This is a genomic window from Pantoea folii, assembly GCF_056678875.1.
The window spans coordinates 129,052-147,655 of the sequence record NZ_JBWXON010000005.1; the positions used below are offsets into that span (position 1 = coordinate 129,052).

Annotated in this window: 14 protein-coding genes; 8 read left to right on the forward strand and 6 right to left on the reverse strand. The window is 56.0% G+C overall.

The features are described 5' to 3' along the window. Positions 1-182: 182 nt before the first annotated feature. Positions 183-1,862 carry an alpha,alpha-trehalase TreA gene (gene treA, locus AC1MDE_RS08430; protein WP_058959683.1) on the reverse strand — a complete coding sequence of 560 codons (1,680 nt, stop codon included), beginning with the start codon at positions 1,860-1,862 and terminating at the stop codon, positions 183-185. Positions 1,863-2,070: 208 nt separating this feature from the next. Between treA and ghrA the strand changes: the two genes are divergently transcribed. Genes ghrA through AC1MDE_RS08445 form a run of 3 tightly spaced genes read left to right on the forward strand, consistent with a single transcriptional unit; the run spans position 2,071 to position 4,358 of the window. Beyond that, positions 2,071-3,009, forward strand: a complete 939-nt coding sequence (gene ghrA, locus AC1MDE_RS08435; RefSeq protein ID WP_479398330.1) for a glyoxylate/hydroxypyruvate reductase GhrA — start codon at positions 2,071-2,073, stop codon at positions 3,007-3,009. 24 nt (positions 3,010-3,033) lie between these two features. Next, complete coding sequence (locus AC1MDE_RS08440) at positions 3,034-3,771, forward strand: phosphatase (protein WP_034821944.1); 738 nt, start codon at positions 3,034-3,036, stop codon at positions 3,769-3,771. A 26-nt stretch (positions 3,772-3,797) separates the two neighbouring features. Continuing rightward, entirely contained in the window at positions 3,798-4,358 is a 561-nt protein-coding gene (locus AC1MDE_RS08445) for a TorD/DmsD family molecular chaperone (RefSeq protein WP_058959684.1), read from the forward strand. Here the strand turns inward: AC1MDE_RS08445 and AC1MDE_RS08450 are convergent, their stop codons facing one another. Both AC1MDE_RS08450 and AC1MDE_RS08455 read right to left on the reverse strand, forming a co-directional pair. Beyond that, entirely contained in the window at positions 4,359-5,720 is a 1,362-nt protein-coding gene (locus tag AC1MDE_RS08450) for a CoA transferase (RefSeq protein ID WP_058959685.1), read from the reverse strand. Positions 5,721-5,767: 47 nt separating this feature from the next. Continuing rightward, positions 5,768-6,652 (reverse strand): DMT family transporter, encoded by an 885-nt coding sequence (locus AC1MDE_RS08455; protein WP_058959768.1) that lies wholly within the window; start codon positions 6,650-6,652, stop codon positions 5,768-5,770. Positions 6,653-6,842: 190 nt separating this feature from the next. Here AC1MDE_RS08455 and AC1MDE_RS08460 point away from each other — a divergent pair, with 190 nt between their 5' ends. Then, positions 6,843-7,562 carry a glutamine amidotransferase gene (locus AC1MDE_RS08460; RefSeq protein ID WP_058959686.1) on the forward strand — a complete coding sequence of 240 codons (720 nt, stop codon included), beginning with the start codon at positions 6,843-6,845 and terminating at the stop codon, positions 7,560-7,562. On the opposite strand, the gene AC1MDE_RS08465 is transcribed toward AC1MDE_RS08460, so the two are convergent. Beyond that, positions 7,550-8,113: a class I SAM-dependent methyltransferase gene (locus AC1MDE_RS08465; protein WP_097119214.1), complete on the reverse strand. Its 564-nt coding sequence runs from the start codon at positions 8,111-8,113 to the stop codon at positions 7,550-7,552. The genes AC1MDE_RS08460 and AC1MDE_RS08465 overlap by 13 nt on opposite strands. Before the next feature lie 383 nt (positions 8,114-8,496). Here AC1MDE_RS08465 and exaC point away from each other — a divergent pair, with 383 nt between their 5' ends. The 3 genes from exaC to AC1MDE_RS08480 all read left to right on the forward strand — a co-directional run bounded on the left by exaC (position 8,497) and on the right by AC1MDE_RS08480 (position 11,801). Continuing rightward, positions 8,497-10,017, forward strand: coding sequence for an acetaldehyde dehydrogenase ExaC (gene exaC, locus AC1MDE_RS08470; RefSeq protein WP_160832521.1), 1,521 nt, complete (start codon positions 8,497-8,499; stop codon positions 10,015-10,017). A gap of 124 nt (positions 10,018-10,141) precedes the next feature. Continuing rightward, positions 10,142-11,485 carry an aryl-sulfate sulfotransferase gene (locus AC1MDE_RS08475; protein WP_479414597.1) on the forward strand — a complete coding sequence of 448 codons (1,344 nt, stop codon included), beginning with the start codon at positions 10,142-10,144 and terminating at the stop codon, positions 11,483-11,485. Between the two features lie 151 nt (positions 11,486-11,636). Then, complete coding sequence (locus tag AC1MDE_RS08480) at positions 11,637-11,801, forward strand: hypothetical protein (protein ID WP_166931753.1); 165 nt, start codon at positions 11,637-11,639, stop codon at positions 11,799-11,801. Between the two features lie 78 nt (positions 11,802-11,879). On the opposite strand, the gene fumA is transcribed toward AC1MDE_RS08480, so the two are convergent. Both fumA and AC1MDE_RS08490 read right to left on the reverse strand, forming a co-directional pair. After that, positions 11,880-13,523: a class I fumarate hydratase FumA gene (fumA, locus tag AC1MDE_RS08485; RefSeq protein ID WP_058959690.1), complete on the reverse strand. Its 1,644-nt coding sequence runs from the start codon at positions 13,521-13,523 to the stop codon at positions 11,880-11,882. Positions 13,524-13,687: 164 nt separating this feature from the next. After that, the gene (locus AC1MDE_RS08490; RefSeq protein ID WP_034821926.1) at positions 13,688-15,199 is read right to left on the reverse strand and encodes an anion permease; all 1,512 of its coding nucleotides are present in this window, start codon (positions 15,197-15,199) and stop codon (positions 13,688-13,690) included. A gap of 606 nt (positions 15,200-15,805) precedes the next feature. Here AC1MDE_RS08490 and AC1MDE_RS08495 point away from each other — a divergent pair. Beyond that, a complete protein-coding gene (locus AC1MDE_RS08495; protein ID WP_034821924.1) occupies positions 15,806-18,586 on the forward strand; it encodes a flavocytochrome c in 2,781 nt (926 codons plus the stop codon). The last annotated feature ends 18 nt before the right edge of the window (positions 18,587-18,604 follow it).

Below are 18,604 nucleotides of genomic sequence, written 5' to 3' on the forward strand. Positions count from 1 at the left end.
CCCTCTGTCGCGGTGCACGATGGTTTGCAGACCTGAGGTGATGACTTCGCTGCGTTAAATGGTGACATCGCCTGCCTGAGATGATGGCATTGAGCACCTTAGCTTTGACAGTGCGAACCGATTGCGCTGCTACCGTTTGACAAACAAAGCAGTAGCAGCGGTTTTAAAGTAGAGGGAGAGGGTTATTTACCCGCACTCAGCGCGGGCATATTCGGGATATCGCTCGCGTTATTACAGGTGTGATCTTTCGGGCAGTATTTATCCAGTAGTTTGAGCGTCACGCCGTTGGTCCAGCCGAAACCGTCCTGCAACGGATATTCACCGCCGCCACCGCCGCCCAGTTGCGCGCCTTCCACCACATACTTTTCAACCAGCTTGTGCTCTTTATCGTAAGTGGCCTGCACGTTCTGCAGGAAGCGCTGACCAATTTCCTGTGCCAGCTTGGGTTGCTTGTAATGTTCCAGACCTTCCACCGCCACCCATTGCAGAGGCGCCCAGCCATTTGGTGCATCCCATTGCTGACCATTGTTCACGGTGGTGGTCACCAAACCGCCAGGTTTCAACAGCTGTTTCTCCACCGCTTTGGCAGTGCGGTCCGCCTGTTTCTCGCTCGCCACCTGCATATAGAGTGGGAACAAGGTAGCGGCGGTCAGCTGCGGATGAATGTGTTTTTTCTGCCAGTCATAGTCGGCATACCAGCCCTGTTTCTCATCCCACAGATAACGATTAATCGCTGCCTGACGTTTCTCAGCATCTGCCGCGAACTGTTTGGCTTTGTCATCCTGATTCGCCAGTTTCGAGGCTTTGGACAATACCTGCTCCAGATGGAACATCAGGCTATTGAGATCGACCGGTGCCAGTTGGGTGGTGCGGATCGAGGCCAGATTGTGGGCATCGGTAAACCAGCGAGAGCTGAAGTCCCAACCAGAAGCCGCACCGGCACGCAGATCGCGATACACCTGCTGTTTATTGCGATCGGGCGCTTTGTTGGCGGTGTTGACATCGTCGAGCCAGGATTCGGTGCGCGGTGCATCACGTTCGTCCCAATAGCGATTGAGTAGGGTACCGTCGCTAAGTTTGATCACGCGCTTGCTGGCCTGACCGGCAGCGACCTTATCGCTGTCCGCCATCCAGTAGTCGTACTCTTTCTGCAACTGCGGCAAATACTGGCGATAGACATCATCACCTTTATGGGTCGCCAGCAGATCTACCATCAGGCTAAAGAACGGTGGCTGCGAACGGCTGAGATAATAACTGCGGTTGCCGTTGGGGATATGGCCGTATTTATCCAGTTCGGTGGCGAAGTTATCCACCATATCCTGCACGCGATCCCAGTGTCCGCTCTCGGCGAGGCCCAGCATGGTGAAGTAGCTGTCCCAGTAATAGACTTCGCGGAAGCGGCCGCCCGGCACCACATAGGGTTTCGGCAGCGGCAGCAGGGAATCATACTGGCTGGCGGTCGGTGTGGATCGCGTCAGCACTGGCCACAAGCCGTTGATGTGTTCTCGTAAGCTTTGCCCCGCAGGCGGAACATATTTGTCCTGCTCTTTGGGCAGGGTGAAGTTGGCGTCAACGAAATGCTTCAGGTCGAAATTGCGCTGGCTCTTTTGCATCTGCCAGTCCGCCAGTATCGAGGAGGGATTGTACTTCGGTACCGCATCGGCAAAGGTTTTCTGATCCGGATAAAATTTTGCCTGCTGCACGGCGTTGAACAGGGGCCCCAACCGAATGTCGGGTGGCTGCGGCTGACTGCTGATCATACGGCTGTTATCTTCAGCCTGGGCCACGCTAGCACTGGCCAGCAGCGCTGCGCTCAGCAAGAAAGTCAGTCGCGCGGGCGTGAATTTGACATTTTTTATCATCGGTTTTTTCTCCTTGTCCGAAAAGGTGGTGCGCTAACACATTGACCACTCGAACAACTTTAGTCGCTAACGCGCCGCTTAGCCGCCTCAGGCCATGGAAATGTGAAGCCGCGGGAATTAATCACGCAAGAAATTGCATTAACCTTAAGGTTTTTGCTTGCCCTGAAGCGCTATTTGCTTGAGGCTGAAGGAAAAAAAGGAGAGCTGTATGGAGATCATCTGGTATCACCCGTCGCAAGCCCCCGATCGCTGGCTAGCGGGACTACGTCAGCGTTTACCGCAAGCCAACGTGCGCTACTGGCAGCCAGGCGACACGGATCCGGCGGATTATGCCATCGTGCGTTCGCCACCCACCGAGATGCTGGCTGGTCGTCCATTGAAAGGTGTGTTTGCCATGGGCGCGGGCGTGGACGAAATTCTTAAGCAACTGCGCGCCCATCCGGAAATGTTAGCCGATGACGTGCCGCTGTTCCGTCTCGAAGATACCGGCATGGCGCGACAGATGCAGGAATACGCCAACTGGTGCGTGCTGGGCTGGTTCCGCCGTTTTGCCGACTATCGTCAGCAGCAGCAACAGGCAAACTGGCAGCCACTCGACACAGCGGAGCGCTCTGACTTTACCATCGGCGTGCTCGGTGCGGGCGTGTTGGGCAGTAGCGTGCTGGAAAGTTTGCGCCAGTGGGGCTTCCCGCTGCGCTGCTGGAGCCGCTCGGCTAAGCAGATTGAGGGCGTGCAAACCTTCCACGGTCGCGATCAGCTGGATGCATTTCTCGATGGCACTCAGGTGCTGATCGATCTGTTGCCCACCACGCCGGAAACCACCAACCTGATCGATGAAAAGTTGCTGCGCGTGTTACCGCAGGGTGCCTTTTTCCTCAATCTGGCGCGTGGCGCGCACGTGGTGGAAGCCGATCTGCTGGCGGCGCTGAACAGCGGGCAACTGGCGGGCGCGGCGCTGGACGTGTTCCAGACCGAGCCACTGCCGGCGGATCACCCGCTCTGGTCTCATCCACATGTCACATTGACGCCACATACTGCGGCTATCACGTTGCCCGGCGAGGCGATGGATTTCATTGCCGGTGCCATACTTGCTCTGGAGCAAGGGGATCAGCCGGGTGGTTTAGTTGATCGCCAGCGCGGTTATTAATTCACATTGAGTCAGGAGAAGAGGATGTATCCCGTCGATTTGCATATGCACACCGTTGCCAGTACCCACGCATACAGCACACTGCATGACTATGTGGTGCAGGCGAAGCAGAATGGCCTGAAGCTGTTTGCTATCACCGATCACGGCCCGGATATGGCGGATGCGCCGCACTACTGGCACTTCGTTAATATGCGTATCTGGCCACGCGTGATTGATGGCGTAGGCGTTTTGCGTGGTATTGAAGCCAACATCAAAAATCAGCAGGGTGAAATTGACTGCAGCGGCCCGATGCTGGATGCGCTGGATCTGATTGTGGCCGGTTTCCATGAGCCGGTGTACGCACCGCGTGATAAAGCGCATCACACGGAAGCGATGATTGCCGCGATGGCGGGCGGGCTGGTGCATATTATTTCGCACCCGGGCAACCCGAAATTCCCGGTGGATATCCGCGCCATTGCCGAAGCGGCCGCGCATTATGATGTGGCGCTGGAGATCAATAACTCCTCCTTTACCCATTCGCGTCCGGGCAGTGAACCCAACTGTCGCGCCATCGCTGAAGCAGTGCGTGATGCCGGCGGGCGTCTGGCGTTCGGTTCAGACTCTCACACCGCCTTTACCCTTGGTCATTTCGAACACTGCATCCGCATCACACGCGAAGTGGATTTTCCCGAGGATCGCGTGTTAAATGTCACGCCGCGCCGCCTGCTCGACTTCCTCGAACAGCGAACCGGTAAGCACATTGCTGAATTTGCGGACTTTTAACTTTTAGCCTCAAGGAATTCTGTTGCATGAATGAGTTTTCCATTCTCTGCCGCGTCATCGGCTCGCTGTTCAACCGCCAGCCACAAGATCCATTGCTGGTGCCGCTCTTCACCATGCTGCGTGAAGGCAAACTGAAGGCTCAGTGGCCGCTGGAGCAGGATGAACTGTTAACACGTCTGCAGCAGAATAGCGATCCGCAGGCCCTGGCGGCGGATTACAACGCACTGTTCGTCGGCAGCGAATGCAGCGTACCGCCTTACGCCTCACAATGGCCAAACGGCCCGCAAGAAGCGGATGTGCGTGCGTTTCTCTCTTCACGTGGCATGCCGTTAAGCGACGCGCCAGCCGACCATTTTGGCGTACTGCTGCTGGCGGCCTCGTGGCTGGAAGATCAGTCCGCGGAGGATGAGTTTGCTGCGCAATTAGCGCTGTTCGACGACTATCTGCTGCCGTGGTGCGGCGCGTTCCTCGGCAAAGTGGAAGCCCACGCGACCAGCGCGTTCTACCGCACGCTGGCCGCGCTGAGCCGTGAAGCTATTCAGGCAATGTACGACGAGCTGAACGAAGGCAACGACGAAGAAGCCTGATTACCAGCTGGCTGCGCTGCTGCCGAGCTTGACGCCCGGCGTGGCGCAGATCATCGGCGTGCCGGGCAGGTATGCAGCGGCACGCAACCTTTCGGCAATCCCCCACGTATTGATCTCAACTGTCGGCAGGGCATCGTCGTGCTGCGCGGTAATGCCATGCTGCGGCTGTTGCGGTGACGCGCCAAACTGTTGCAATAGCCTGGCGGTGCGCGCCAGCGATAGGCGTGCCTGCCAGCCAACGTGATTTTCCCGACGTTGACGCATCCCTTCCAGCACAGCGGCGGCCATCATATAGCCAGTGGCGTGATCGAGCGCCTGCACCGGCAGCGGTGTCGGTTTGATGTTACCACGCCAGACCATGCCCTGTTCGGCAATGCCGCATCCCATCTGCACCAGACTGTCAAAGCCGCGACGATTGCGCCATGGTCCGCCCCAGCCCCACGCATTGAGACTGACATCCACCAATCCGGGCGACAGTTTGCGCCGTGACTCGGCATCCAGCCCCAGCTTTTCCAGCGCATCCGCGCGATAACCATGCACCAGCACATCAGCGTGTTTGATCAGATCGCGCAGCTGCTCAACGCCCGCTCTGGATTTGAGATCGAGCCGTGCGCAGCGTTTGCCGCAGGTGATCTCCTCCTCCAATGTTGGCTCTTCCCAGCCGTAAGGATCGATACGTAAAACCTGCGCGCCAAGGCTGGCGAGAAAACGCGTGGCGACCGGCCCGGCGATAATGCGCGTCAGATCCAGCACACGCACGCCGAGCAGCGGACGAGCAGGCGGCAGTTGCCAGCCGGGCGTGGGGGCATCCCCCGTGGCCTGTTGGGCGATCAGCGCTTCACTGCTGACGGCCAGCCCTTGCGGGTGCTGCAACCACTGTTGCTCACTGCGCATCTGCGCAGCACAGCCGCCAGCCTCAATCACGGCCTGCTCCAGCGCGGCCGCTTGCCACTGAGACACCCGCTGCGCTAATGCGGCGCGGTCGGCGTGTTGGCCCAGCACCTGCTCCATGGCGGCGCGATGATGCGGAGCGTTGGTGTGCAGACGGATCCAGCCATCGGCGGTGGCGTAATCGCCTGCAAAGGGATCCCAGAGCGCGGCGGGTGGACGATTTAACGGCGTGAGGCTGTGCTGAAACCAGCGAGAGGCGAGCCTTACATTGACGCTAACCGGGGCCGATTGCCCGAGTAAATCGCTCACTGCCTGGCTTGCCAACCCGATGCTGGTGGCGGCCAGTTCACTGACGGCAAACGCGGAAGAAAAGGTATCGGGCTGGAGAAAGCTGAGCGCGGGAAGGGGTTCCGCGCCACGCAATCCTTGCCACAGTTGCTGCCATAACGCGGCAGCAGATTGAGTATCCATATTGAGTCTCCGGAAAACGCGCGAGACTCAAGCATAGCAGAGAGAATTTAACGGCGGCGCAGGCGAGGAAAGCGCGCGTGCATGCGCAGATTACGCAGGTTGATCACCGCAATGGCGGTACCGAGCACTACCAGAGACGCCCCGAGAATTTTGAAGCTGTTCATGCTATCGCCCAGCACAAATACGCCCATCAACACGGCCAGCACGGGCGTGAGCAGCGAGTAAGGCATGATTAAGTTGACGTTGTACTTTTTCAGCAACGAATACCACAGGGTATAAGCCACAATCGAGGAAGCCAGCGCGCTGTAAAGAATACCAAACCAGCCGCGCCAGCCCGCATGACTTAAGGCGTGTAACTGGTGCGATTCGGTGAGCCAGGAAGCAGCACCGACAATCGGCACGGCGAGGAAGGAGATCCAACCGGTGAGCGTCAGCGGTTTTATCGGCGGCGATTTCTTCACGATCATATTGCTGATGGCCCAGCCAAAGGCGCTGCACAACAAGATGCATAAGACCCACCACGCCGGAATCGTGGGGCTGCCGGAGAGCACCGCCACGCCACTTAAAGAGATCGCAATACCAAACAGCTGTACCAGCGTCAGCTTCTCTTTTAGCACCAGCATTGCCAGCAACATGGCAATCGGCGTACCAAGCTGCACCACAATCGCACCGGTGCCGGCATCGGTAAAGCGCATGCCGACAAACAGCAGCGAGAAGTGCATAAAGCCAAAGGTGAAGGCAAGGGTGAGCAGCCATGGCAGCTGTTCGCGCGTAATGCGGCAGAACGGCACCAGTACAATCGCCACCACCACAAAGCGCATCCAGGTGAGGAACAGCGGCGGAAGTTCCAGCAATCCCCACTTCACTGCCACGTTATTGAAAGCCCAGATGGAGACCACCATCAGAACCATAAAGAAATGCCGCACTGCCACAATGTCATCCTTCACATGAAAGGGGGTAATCACCGGTTAATCATGGCACGAAGCCGTGCATTTCTGTGACATTGTGCAAAAATATTTTTCGCTATGGCATGAGCTTATGCAGGAAAAAAATAAGACAGGTCACTGATTTCCTGTCAAAGTGGATGTCCGAAAGCTGACTCCGTTAAGGAATGAATTCGGAATGACACACACCCGCGCGTTACCCCTTGCTCTGATTCAACTCGAAGTGCCGCCACCGCAGGTTGTGGCGCAAATTGGTGAACAACCCGTCTGGTTTATTGATGCGCTGCAACTGCAGCCGGAAGACTATGTGATTGTCCGTCCGCATCTTGGCGAAGAGCTGCCGGCGTTTGATCGCGTCAGCGGCGCGATTCTCAGCGGCTCCTGGGCGATGGTCACCGACCACGCCGACTGGAGCGAACGCACGGCGGCATGGATTCGTGGCGCGCTGGAAGCGGAGCTGCCGCTGCTGGGCGTCTGTTACGGTCATCAGCTGATGGCGTATGCGCTGGGCGGCAAAGTGGGTGATAACCCGAACGGCTGGGAGCGCGGCTTGAAAACCCTGACCCACACTGCCAGTGATGATCCCTGGTTAGCGACGTTGCCAGGTGAATTCCAGGCGTGGTTGTCACATCGCCAGTCGGTGATTACGCCGCCGTCGCAGGCTGAAGTATTGGCACGTTCCGAGCTGGATGGCTGCCAGATTTTACGTTATTCCCCGCAGGCGCTGTCGGTGCAGTTCCACCCGGAGTTTACCCGCGAAATCATGACCACCTGCTTACCGGAAGGCGTGAGTGATGATGGCGCGCAGGTCGCCGGTGAGGATTGGTCACGTGAGTTGCTCCAAAGATTCTGGCAGCAAACGCGGCCGCAGCCGCGCGTGCAGGCTCAGGGCGCGTAATGGCGTGTGCAGCGATAAACCCAGGCGGGCGGCATATTTTTCAGCACCCGCTGGCGCTGCCAGGTGAAGTAACGTGACAGAGTAGGTTGGGTCAATGAGGTGTATTGAAACTGGATAAATACACCGCGCGGGCCCAATACATCGTGCACAGCGCTCAGAATCGCTTCGCGCGTTTCCGGCGGCAGCGACAGCAGCGGCAGGCCGGAAAAGATCACATCGTATTCACCCGACAAGTACTCGGCTGAGCACGCACGCACCTGCATGCGCGGATCGCTCCACGCGCGCAAACTCTTCACTAAATCTGGACTGATCTCGAACACATCCAATTGAGCCTGCGGCGACATTCTGTCCAGAATATGACGGGTTAACACGCCGTCACCGGCACCGAGTTCGGCGATACGCAGGCTGTGATCCCAGTTGGCGGCATCGCACATGGTGCGGCACAGCGCAGCAGAGGAGGGCGTGATGCTGCCCATCTTGCGCGGGTTTCGAATAAATTGCTGAACAAAGTTCGCTTTGGCGCGCATTAACGTCAGGGCTGAAGCCAACATCTCTTTCTCCTGATGAGTATCCTGTTTCATATTGACCAAATTCATTGCGTTTGTTTCGCTTTTCGCTGCATATGCGGCAAAACTCGGAATTTTCCGCAACGAAGCGAGGAAGAAATTGGAGAGATGTAAAGCTGATAACCTGGCTGTGAATTGGCGCAATAGACTCCCGCCATCTGCGGCGGGCAAGAGCGTAACGTTTAATCAATGCTGAGACTGACGTGCAGGATCATCACGCCTAAATCTCAAACCCTCATTCCCGGAATTTTCCTTCGGTGCGGTCACAGTTTCCCGCTCTGCGATCTGACAGGCTGACATTGATCGATCAATGTTAATAACAGGTTTCATAGTTGTTATTCGCCACTCTGTCCGCAAGGAGAAACACCATGCGTTACGCTGCTCCGGGAGAACAAGGTTCTCTCATCACTCTGCAATCGCGTTATGGCAACTTTATCAACGGCGAATTCGTTGCGCCGGTGAACGGTAATTACTTCGTCAACACCACCCCGATTAACGGTTCTACCATCGGCGAGTTCCCGCGTTCTGATAAGGCCGATATCGATAATGCGGTGGCGGCAGCACAGGCCGCAGCGGATGCCTGGGGCAAAACCTCCCCGCAGGCACGTTCGCTGGTGCTGCTGAAAATCGCCGATCGACTGGAAGAGAAGCTGGAATACATCGCGGTCAACGAAACCTGGGATAATGGCAAGCCGGTACGTGAAACCCTGGCCGCTGACCTCCCGCTGGCGGTAGACCACTTCCGCTACTTCGCGGGCTGCGTGCGTGCGCAAGAAGGTACCGCAGCAGAAATCGATGAATTCACCGCCGCTTATCACTTCCACGAACCGCTGGGCGTGGTCGGGCAAATCATCCCGTGGAACTTTCCGCTGTTAATGGCGGCGTGGAAGCTGGCTCCGGCGCTCGGAGCGGGTAACTGCGTGGTGTTGAAACCGGCTGAGCAGACGCCCTTGTCGATCACCCTGTTTATGGAAGTGATCAAAGATCTGGTGCCACCGGGTGTCATCAACGTGGTGCACGGTTACGGTAAAGAAGCCGGTGAAGCGCTGGCGTCACATCCAGGCATCGCCAAAATCGCCTTTACCGGTTCCACCGCCACCGGTGGACATATCCTCGAGCTGGCGGCGAAAAGCCTGATCCCGTCCACCGTTGAGCTGGGCGGTAAATCACCGAACATCTTCTTTGAAGACATCATGGATGCGGAAGAGAGCTTTATCGAGAAAGCGGCAGAAGGCGTGGTGCTCGGTTTCCTGAATCAGGGCGAAGTCTGTACCTGTCCGTCACGCGCGCTGGTGCAAGAGTCGATCTTTGAGCCGTTTATGGCGGCCGTCATGAAACGTATTAAAACCATCAAACGCGGCGATCCGCTGGATACCGAAACCATGATTGGCGCGCAGGCGTCGCAACAGCAGTTCGACAAAATCCTCTCTTATCTGGAAATCGCGCAGAAAGAGGGTGCACAGGTGCTGCACGGCGGCGGTGTAGAGAAGATTGGTGAAGCGTTCGATAGCGGCTACTACATTCAGCCAACGCTGCTGAAAGGTGACAACAGCATGCGCGTGTTCCAGGAGGAGATCTTTGGACCGGTAGTCGGTGTGCTAACCTTCAAAGATGAAGCGGAAGCGCTCGCCATCGCCAATGACTCAATCTACGGGCTGGGCGCAGGTGTATGGACCCGCGACATCAACCGCGCCTATCGCATGGGGCGCGCGATTAAAGCGGGTCGTGTCTGGACCAACTGTTATCACCTCTATCCGGCACATGCGGCGTTCGGTGGCTATAAAAAATCCGGGATTGGTCGTGAAACCCATAAAATGATGCTCGATCACTACCAGCAAACCAAAAACCTGCTGGTGAGCTACAGCACGCAACCGCTGGGCTTCTTCTAAGCACTCAGGCAGCGGTTCATGCCGCTGCCTTTTCTCCCACATGCCTCATTCGGACTAATCCTGCCGCCATTCGCATCTACCCTATAAGGGCGTTTTCTTTCTCCCTTAGTCAGGATGGTGAATCATGCGTATCGCGGCAACGTTGTCTGTCTGCCTGTTGTCCCTCTCATTTGGTGCATCGGCCATTCCCAGTGCGTTTCCTACGGGCGTGACGTATTACGATCCCGCGCGTGCCTGGAACGGTTATGTGGTGATCCCCGGCAGCGATAACCAAACCCATTTAATTGATATGACCGGGCAGGAAGTGCATCGCTGGGCCTATGAAGGATTCCCGAGCTGGCCAATTCCCACTGATCGCGTCAACGGCCAGCGGGGGCATCTGCTGGTACAGCTGGAGCGTCAGAAAGATCTCGATAAGGAAGCCAGCCCCGGCAACGGCATGGTGAATGCCAGCGTGGCGGAAGTGGACTGGAACGGTGCGGTGCAGTGGCAATACGGCAGTCAGCAGCAGCCGGTGCACCAACACCATGAAATCCAGCGCCTGGCAGATGGCAACACCCTGGTGCTGGGCGCGGCACTGCGCCAGCTGCCCGGCTACAACTATCGCATCATCGATAATACGCTGGAGGAGGTGTCGCCGCAGGGAGAGAAGCTATGGAGCTGGTCGGTGGCCGATCACCTCATTGAGCTGGGTTTTTCTGACGCGCAACTGGCGATGATCCGTGACAGCCAGGACGCTGACTTTTTGCATATGAACACGGCGGCACCGCTGGGGCCAAATCCGTGGTTTGATAAAGGCGATCAGCGCTTTGCCCCTGACAACATTCTGTTTAACTCGCGCAACGGCAACGTGGCCGTGATTGTCGATCGGCAGACGGGCAAAGTGGTGTGGCGCATCGGGCCTGATTATCCAGCGCTGAAGCTGGATACCCCGCTGCCGCGTCCACTGGATCAACTGATTGGCGAGCACGATGTGCACATGATCGGACCGGGCTTACCGGGGGCTGGCAATATTCTGATTTTTGATAATCAGGGCAACGCCGGATTCCCGCCCACGCGGCAAGGATTCTTCTCCGCTTCACGCGTCATTGAAGTGAACCCGCAGACCAAACAAATCGTCTGGGAGTACACCGGCGAGAAATCAGGACAAGCGATCTCCACCTTCTACAGTGCCTATATCAGCAATGCGCAGCGCCTGCCGAATGGCAATACCTTGATCAACGAAGGGCAGAGCGGCCGCCTGTTCCAGGTGACACCGCAGGGCGCGATTGTCTGGGAGTACGTCAGTCCGTTTTACGGCAAAGCGATGCCGCGCGATCACTACAGTGGCAACACGGTGTATCGCGCCTACATGGTGGATTACCGCTGGGCACCGGATGGGACACCGCACAGTGAGAAGGCGGTGACAGCGGATTGCATCCGTTATTCGGCGCTACCGGGTTGTCCGGCACTGACATCCTCACAGTAAGAAATGTGCGTTACTTCTTTAATCAGACTGTCATTTGGCCGTGACAGAGTGCCTGCATCACGAAAGCAGAATATTCCGCTACATTTGAGCCTGGTCTTGTCGATATAAGAGTGTAGGGAAAGTAAAGTCGCGCACCATTTTAAGGAAAAACATGAACACATTGCATAAGTTTCAGGAACAGCACGATGACGTGCTGGATGCCGATGATCAGCACATCATCACGGTGAATCTGCCGGGACGTCAGGCCATCTACGTGATTGGTCAAAACGATGATGATGCCGATATGCTGTTAGACGTACAACTCGGTGCGATGTAAGCATCGCGCAGTGCTCACCCCATAAAAAAATCCGCAGCCATAAGCCGCGGATTTTTAGTTTTAGCACGGCTTAAAGCCTTACTTCACGCAGGCAGAACACTGATTGTGGATCTGCTGGAAGAAGTCGTTGCCTTTGTCATCCACCAGGATAAACGCCGGGAAGTTCTCCACTTCAATCTTCCAGATGGCTTCCATTCCCAGTTCCGCATATTCCACGCACTCCAGACTCTTAATACTCTGCTGCGCCAGCACCGCTGCCGGGCCGCCGATGCTGCCGAGATAGAAGCCGCCGTGTTTATGGCAGGCATTAGTCACCTGTTTGCTGCGGTTGCCTTTTGCCAGCATCACCATGCTGCCGCCGTGTTCCTGCAGCAGGTCAACGTAGGAGTCCATACGACCCGCGGTGGTTGGGCCAAGTGAACCGGAGGCATAACCTTCCGGGGTTTTCGCCGGGCCTGCGTAATACACCGGATGATCTTTGATGTACTGCGGCAAACCTTCGCCGTTATCAATACGCTCTTTCAGCTTGGCGTGGGCAATATCACGCGCCACGATAATGGTGCCGTTCAGCGACAGGCGGGTTGCCACGGGATAGGATGACAGCTGCGCCAGAATGTCACTCATCGGGCGGTTAAGATCGACATTCACCACTTCGCCTTCGCCCTGCTGACGCAGTTCTTCCGGGATATAGCGGCCTGGGTTATCTTCCAGTTTCTCGATCCAGATGCCTTCGCGGTTGATTTTGGCTTTGATATTACGGTCAGCCGAGCAGGACACACCCATGCCCACCGGGCAAGACGCGCCATGACGTGGCAGACGCACCACGCGAATATCGTGGGCGAAGTATTTACCGCCGAACTGTGCGCCGAGGCCCAGCTCTTGTGAGGCTTTCAGCAGTTCCTGCTCCAATGCCACGTCACGGAATGCCTGACCGTGTTCGTTACCTTCGGTCGGCAGCGAATCGTAGTAGTGGGTTGATGCCAGCTTGACGGTTTTCAGCGTGCTCTCTGCTGAGGTGCCGCCAATCACAAACGCGATATGGTATGGCGGGCAGGCTGCGGTACCGAGCGACATCATTTTATCGACCAGGTAGTTCTTCAGCTTGGCCGGGGTAATCAGTGCTTTGGTTTCCTGATAAAGATAGGTTTTGTTGGCAGAACCGCCGCCTTTGGCGATGCACAGGAATTTGTACTCGTCGCCATCCACGCTGTAGAGATCGATCTGCGCCGGCAGGTTGGTGCCGGTATTGACCTCTTTGTACATATCCAGCGCGGCGTTCTGCGAGTAACGCAGGTTGTCTTCAATAAAGGTGTTATAAACGCCTTGTGACAGCGCGGCTTCATCGCCACCACCGGTCCAGACGCGCTGGCCTTTTTTGCCCATGATGATCGCCGTGCCGGTGTCCTGGCAGGTCGGCAGCACGCCTTTGGCGGCGATTTCCGAGTTACGCAGGAACTGCAGGGCAACGTATTTGTCGTTCTTGCTGGCTTCGTCATCCGCCAGAATCGCAGCAACCTGCGCCTGATGCGAGGCGCGCAGCATGAATGAAGCATCATGGAATGCCTGCTTCGCCAGCAGCGTCAGGGCTTTCGGATCGACTTTCAACACCTCTTCGCCATCGAAGTTGGCTACTGAGACGTAATCGCGGCTCAGCAGATAGTATTCGGTATCATCTTTGGCGAGAGGAAAGGGATTCTGATAATAGAAGGGTTTGTTCGACATGTTGGCTCACTTAGCTTCGTGTCGCCTGTCAGAGTGGCAGGTGACAAATTAGGCGATCTGTTTTTAGATTTTCTCTCGCCAGCCCTCCGCAAGGGCTGACTGGCGAGCATCATAACACTTTCACGGTACTGCGCGGCTCCGATTTTAACATCGGAGCAACATCATCAGAACATCATCACCATCCATGGGTAGGCGATAACCATCAGAGCAATCAGGAAGATGGCACCAAAGATGGTACCGAGACGCCAGTAATCTTTGGTTGGCAGGTAGCCGCTACCGTAATAAATCGGGCTTGGGCCGGTGCCGTACGGGGTGATGATACCCATCACACCTAAGGACACACACATCATCAGACAGAACACTGGCATGTTGATGCCCGGAATCGAGGCGGCGATGGTCAGCATCGCAGGCAACAGCGCAGTGGTGTGCGCAGTGGTACTGGCGAACAGGTAGTGCAGTAAGTAGAAGGCCACCAGCAACACCACCGCCGAGACTTGTGGGTCATAACCGTGCAGCAGCTGCGCACCTTCTTTACCCAGCCAGGCGATAAAGCCCACACGCGCCAGACCATCTGCCAGGGCGACCAGCGTGGCGAACCAGGCAAAGGTATTCCATGCCGCTTTGTTGCTGGTGATATCGTTCCAGTTGAGTACACCGGTCCACAGCATCAGCACGATAACCAGCAGGGCGGCCATTGCTGGCTCAATCCATGCGGCAGCGAAGATCCACATCATCAGTGCTGAGACCACAAACACCAGCAGCAGGATTTCGTTGCGTGACAGCTTGCCGAGCTTCGCCAGTTCAGCGGTCGCCCAACGTGGCACTTCGTCATTAACCTTCACTTCCGGCGGATAGAGCCAGTAGGCCAGCAGCGGCATGGTGAGAATCAACAGCACGCCGAGCGGCAGGAAGGCGAGGAACCACATACCCCAGGAGATTTCGAAGCCCACCACGCTTTTTACCAGCGCCAGCGCCAGCAGGTTCGGTGCCAGTGCAGAGAGGAACATTGAACTGGTGATACAGGCGGCGGTGATAGCCACCCACATCAGGTAAGAACCAATCTTACGTGCGCTCGGGTCATTCGGTTTTGAACCGTACAGCGGCGGCAGGTTGGCGATGATCGGGTAGATGGTACCGCCGCTGCGCGCGGTGTTAGAAGGCGTAAACGGTGCCAGTAACAGGTCAGCGAAGGTGATGGCGTAACCGAGCGTCAGGCTGCGACGGCCGAGATACTTCACCAGAATCAGCGCCAGGCGGCGTCCGAACTGGGTTTTATCGTAGCCGGCGGCAAACATAAAGGCACCGAAGATCAGCCAGACGGTGGAGTTGCCGAAGCCACTCACTGCCCATTTGAACGACTGCGCGGCGGTTTTGAACTTGGGATCCGCCAGCTCGGCCGGGCTGAACAGCACCCACTGGCTGAACAGCGCTATCACCACCACGCCAGTCAGGCCGATAACGGCACCGGGCAGCGGCTCAAAGATCAGCCCGACAATCACGCCAACGAAGATAGCAAAGAAGTGCCATGCGTAAGGTTCCAGCCCGGCAGGGGTCGGGACCAGCAGCAACAGCACCGCCACAATGATCGGCAGGCACAACATAATCAGGCGATTCTTTTTCCCCGGCGCCGCAGGAGGCACTACGGGGGAGGCACTCTGGGTTGTTTGTGTGTTCATAGTTTTGTCTGCAAGTTAGGAAGAATGCGATTGATTGTCACGAACACACTGTTCTTTTGGTTTCAACATGCGTGCAGCAGATGAGTCGTGACAATTTAAATTTTGTTCTTTGATGAAACTTTGCTTTGCAAATTCGATACGCGAATTATCAATTGAATGCAGCTAAGATGCGATTAATTAAAATATCTCCTTTGATCTAGATCAATAAAAAATATGCACTGTTTTTTAATTTTTATCTTTTGCTTTTTATTTAACTTTCTGTCTGCTGTGGATTAAACGCTACAAACTATCGAAACGCGAAAAATCGAGCAAAATGAGGCGGGTTAGAGGCTTTTATCTTTATGATAGTACTACATTTGTTTTAAATGTAAGGAAAAAGTTGATTTTTGTCAAGTCTTGGTTAAAACTTAGCGGAGCGCCTATTCTGGCAATGAGCATCAAATATCATTTCCAAACGTAAAACTTATATAACTAACATTCTGGGTTATGTAACTAAATAAAATGGTATATTTACGCCATGAAATCGGACCACTTAAATAATTATAAAGCCGCGCCGAACCGCCAAAGAATTGAATACACAATTTCTTAATTCTGGAGTTGCTCATTATGAATAAGCTCACCCCAATCCTTAACCCGCTAACGCTGCCAAAAGGTGCGGTGCTGAAAAACCGTCTGGTGATGGCCCCGATGACCACCTGTACCGGCTATTTTGACGGCGGCGTCACCAGCGATTTGGTCGAGTATTACCGCGTACGTGCGGGCAGTATCGGTACGGTGATTGTCGAATGCTGCTTTATTGATAACCGTGGCCCGGCTTTCCCTGGCGCGTTGGGTATCGACAGCGACAACAAAATTGCCGGGCTGGCGAAAATCGCCCATGCGATCAAATCTGAAGGTTCAAAAGCCATTCTGCAGATCTATCACGGCGGCCGCATGGTGGAACCGGCGCTGATTGGCGGTAAAACCCCTGTTGCACCGAGCGCCATTGCCGCACCGCGTGACGGTGCCACCAAACCGCAAGCGCTGACCGCCGAAGAAGTCGATGTGATGATCACCAAGTTTGGTGATGCGGTAAACCGCGCGATCAAAGCCGGTTTTGACGGTGTTGAGATCCACGGCGCGAACACCTATTTGATCCAGCAGTTCTACTCACCTAACTCCAACCAGCGCGACGACAAATGGGGCGGCAGCCGCGATAACCGCGCGCGCTTCCCAATGGAAGTGCTGGAGATCACCCATAAAATGGCCGATCGCTTTGCGGCGGCTGACTTCATCATCGGTTATCGCTTCTCACCGGAAGAGCTGGAAGTTCCCGGTATCCGTTGGGATGACACGATGTATCTGCTGGAAAAACTGGCGGCGCGCGGTCTGGACTACGTGCACTTCTCCGTCGGGCAGCTGCTGCGGCCATCGATTGTCGATACCAAAGATCCCACGCCCCTGATCACCAAATACCTGGCCGAACGCTCTGCCACGCTGGCGAAAGTGCCAGTGATTGGCGTGGGTGGTGTGGTGAATAAAGAAGATGCCGAGAACGCGCTGGAGCACGGCTTTGATTTGGTGGCGGTCGGTAAAGCCTGCATCGCCTATCCGGACTGGGCCGACCGCATCATCAAAAACGAGCACATGGAGCTCTACATCGACAGCACCAAGCGTGAGGCGCTGACGATTCCAGAACCGCTGTGGCGCTTCTCGCTGGTGGATGCGATGATCCGCGACGTTAGCGATGGCCATCGTAAATACAAAGCCGGGGTTTACCAGGCGAAAGTGGAAGCCGAAGCGCTGAAGCTGAAAATCAATGTGACGCTCGACACCGACCGTATCACCGATATCTCACTGGTGCCGGATCCCAGTCTGGATGTCGACTTTACCAGTACCTTCGAAAGCCTGCGTGAACGCATTCTGGTGGCGAACAGCCCACACGTCGATGCCATCACCGGTGCGACCACGCAGAGTGAGGCGCTGAAAAAAGCGGTGTCCCGCGCACTGACCACGTCAAGCAAAGAGTATGTGATTGAAGAGGGCGGTAACCCGAACGCACCGGTCAATTATGACGTGGTGGTGGTGGGGACTGGCGGTGCCGGTCTGGCGGCGGCGATTCAGGCGCACGATGACGGCGCACGCGTGGTGATCATCGAGAAGATGCCGACCATTGGCGGTAACACCATCAAAGCCTCGGTGGGCATGAACGCCGCCGAAACCCGCTATCAGAAACTGAAAGGCATCGAAGACAGCAAAGAGCTGTTCTACGAAGAGACGCTGAAGGGCGGTAAATTCAAAAACAACCCGGTGCTGCTGCGCGAGTTTGTTGAGCAGGCGCCAGAAGCGATTGAGTGGCTGGCGGCGAAAAATATCGAACTGTGCGACATTACCATCACTGGCGGCATGAGCATCGACCGTACGCACCGCCCGGAAGACCGTTCAGCGGTAGGTGGCTTCCTGATCAGCGGCCTGGTGAAAAACGTCAACCAGCGCGAAATCGAAGTGCTGCTGGAGACCTCCGTTTCAGAAATCCTGGTGGAAAACGGTGCCGTTACCGGCGTCAAAGTGGTGGATGAGTACAATGACAGCCGCATTCTTAATGCGAAAAGCGTGATTGTCGCCACCGGCGGTTTCAGTGCTAACCGCGAGATGGTGGTGAAATATCGCCCGGAACTGGATGGCTTCGTTACCACCAACCACAAAGGTGCCACCGGTAGCGGTATCGCCATGCTGCAAAAAATCGGTGCGGATACCGTGGATATGGGCGAGATCCAGATTCACCCAACGGTTGAGCAGACCACCTCTTATCTGATCTCCGAAGCGATGCGTGGCGGTGGGGCGATTCTGGTCAGCCAGGCGGGCCATCGTTTCTACAACGAGATGGAAACCCGTGACAAAGTCTCTGCTGAGATCATCGCACTGCCAGAGAAAAGCGCATGGATCGTGTTTGATGAGCAGGTGCGTGCCAACAACAAAGCGGCCGACGAGTATATTGCCAAAGGCTTTGTGATTAGCGCACCAACCCCGCACGAGCTGGCGGTGAAACTCAACATGGATCAGGAAGCGCTGCAAACCACACTCGGTCGTTACAACGAGTTCGTGGCGAAGCAGGATGATGAAGACTTCGGTCGTAAGACGGCGCTGCGTCACCCGCTGAATAAAGGTCCGTACTTCGCCATCCGTATCGCTCCCGGGGTGCACCACACTATGGGCGGCGTCACCATCAACACCGATACCGCGGTGCTGGATGCGCAGAAACAGGTGATTCCCGGTGCCTGGGCTGCCGGTGAAGTGGTCGGCGGCATCCACGGTGCGAACCGTATCGGTGGCAACGCGGTAGCGGATATCATCATCTTCGGTATCAAGGCCGGTCACAATGCGGCTAAACTGGCGTTAGGAAACTAATTAACGTTAATTACCCAA

Coding starts and splice junctions, on each gene's coding strand:
- AC1MDE_RS08495 (WP_034821924.1), top strand. CDS start 15,806: ATGAATAAGCTCACCCCAATCCTTAACCCGCTAACGCTGCCAAAAGGT.
- exaC (WP_160832521.1), top strand. CDS start 8,497: ATGCGTTACGCTGCTCCGGGAGAACAAGGTTCTCTCATCACTCTGCAA.
- treA (WP_058959683.1), bottom strand. CDS start 1,862: ATGATAAAAAATGTCAAATTCACGCCCGCGCGACTGACTTTCTTGCTG.
- AC1MDE_RS08460 (WP_058959686.1), top strand. CDS start 6,843: ATGACACACACCCGCGCGTTACCCCTTGCTCTGATTCAACTCGAAGTG.
- AC1MDE_RS08475 (WP_479414597.1), top strand. CDS start 10,142: ATGCGTATCGCGGCAACGTTGTCTGTCTGCCTGTTGTCCCTCTCATTT.
- AC1MDE_RS08490 (WP_034821926.1), bottom strand. CDS start 15,199: ATGAACACACAAACAACCCAGAGTGCCTCCCCCGTAGTGCCTCCTGCG.
- AC1MDE_RS08480 (WP_166931753.1), top strand. CDS start 11,637: ATGAACACATTGCATAAGTTTCAGGAACAGCACGATGACGTGCTGGAT.
- AC1MDE_RS08450 (WP_058959685.1), bottom strand. CDS start 5,720: ATGGATACTCAATCTGCTGCCGCGTTATGGCAGCAACTGTGGCAAGGA.
- AC1MDE_RS08440 (WP_034821944.1), top strand. CDS start 3,034: ATGTATCCCGTCGATTTGCATATGCACACCGTTGCCAGTACCCACGCA.
- AC1MDE_RS08445 (WP_058959684.1), top strand. CDS start 3,798: ATGAATGAGTTTTCCATTCTCTGCCGCGTCATCGGCTCGCTGTTCAAC.
- AC1MDE_RS08465 (WP_097119214.1), bottom strand. CDS start 8,113: ATGTTGGCTTCAGCCCTGACGTTAATGCGCGCCAAAGCGAACTTTGTT.
- fumA (WP_058959690.1), bottom strand. CDS start 13,523: ATGTCGAACAAACCCTTCTATTATCAGAATCCCTTTCCTCTCGCCAAA.
- ghrA (WP_479398330.1), top strand. CDS start 2,071: ATGGAGATCATCTGGTATCACCCGTCGCAAGCCCCCGATCGCTGGCTA.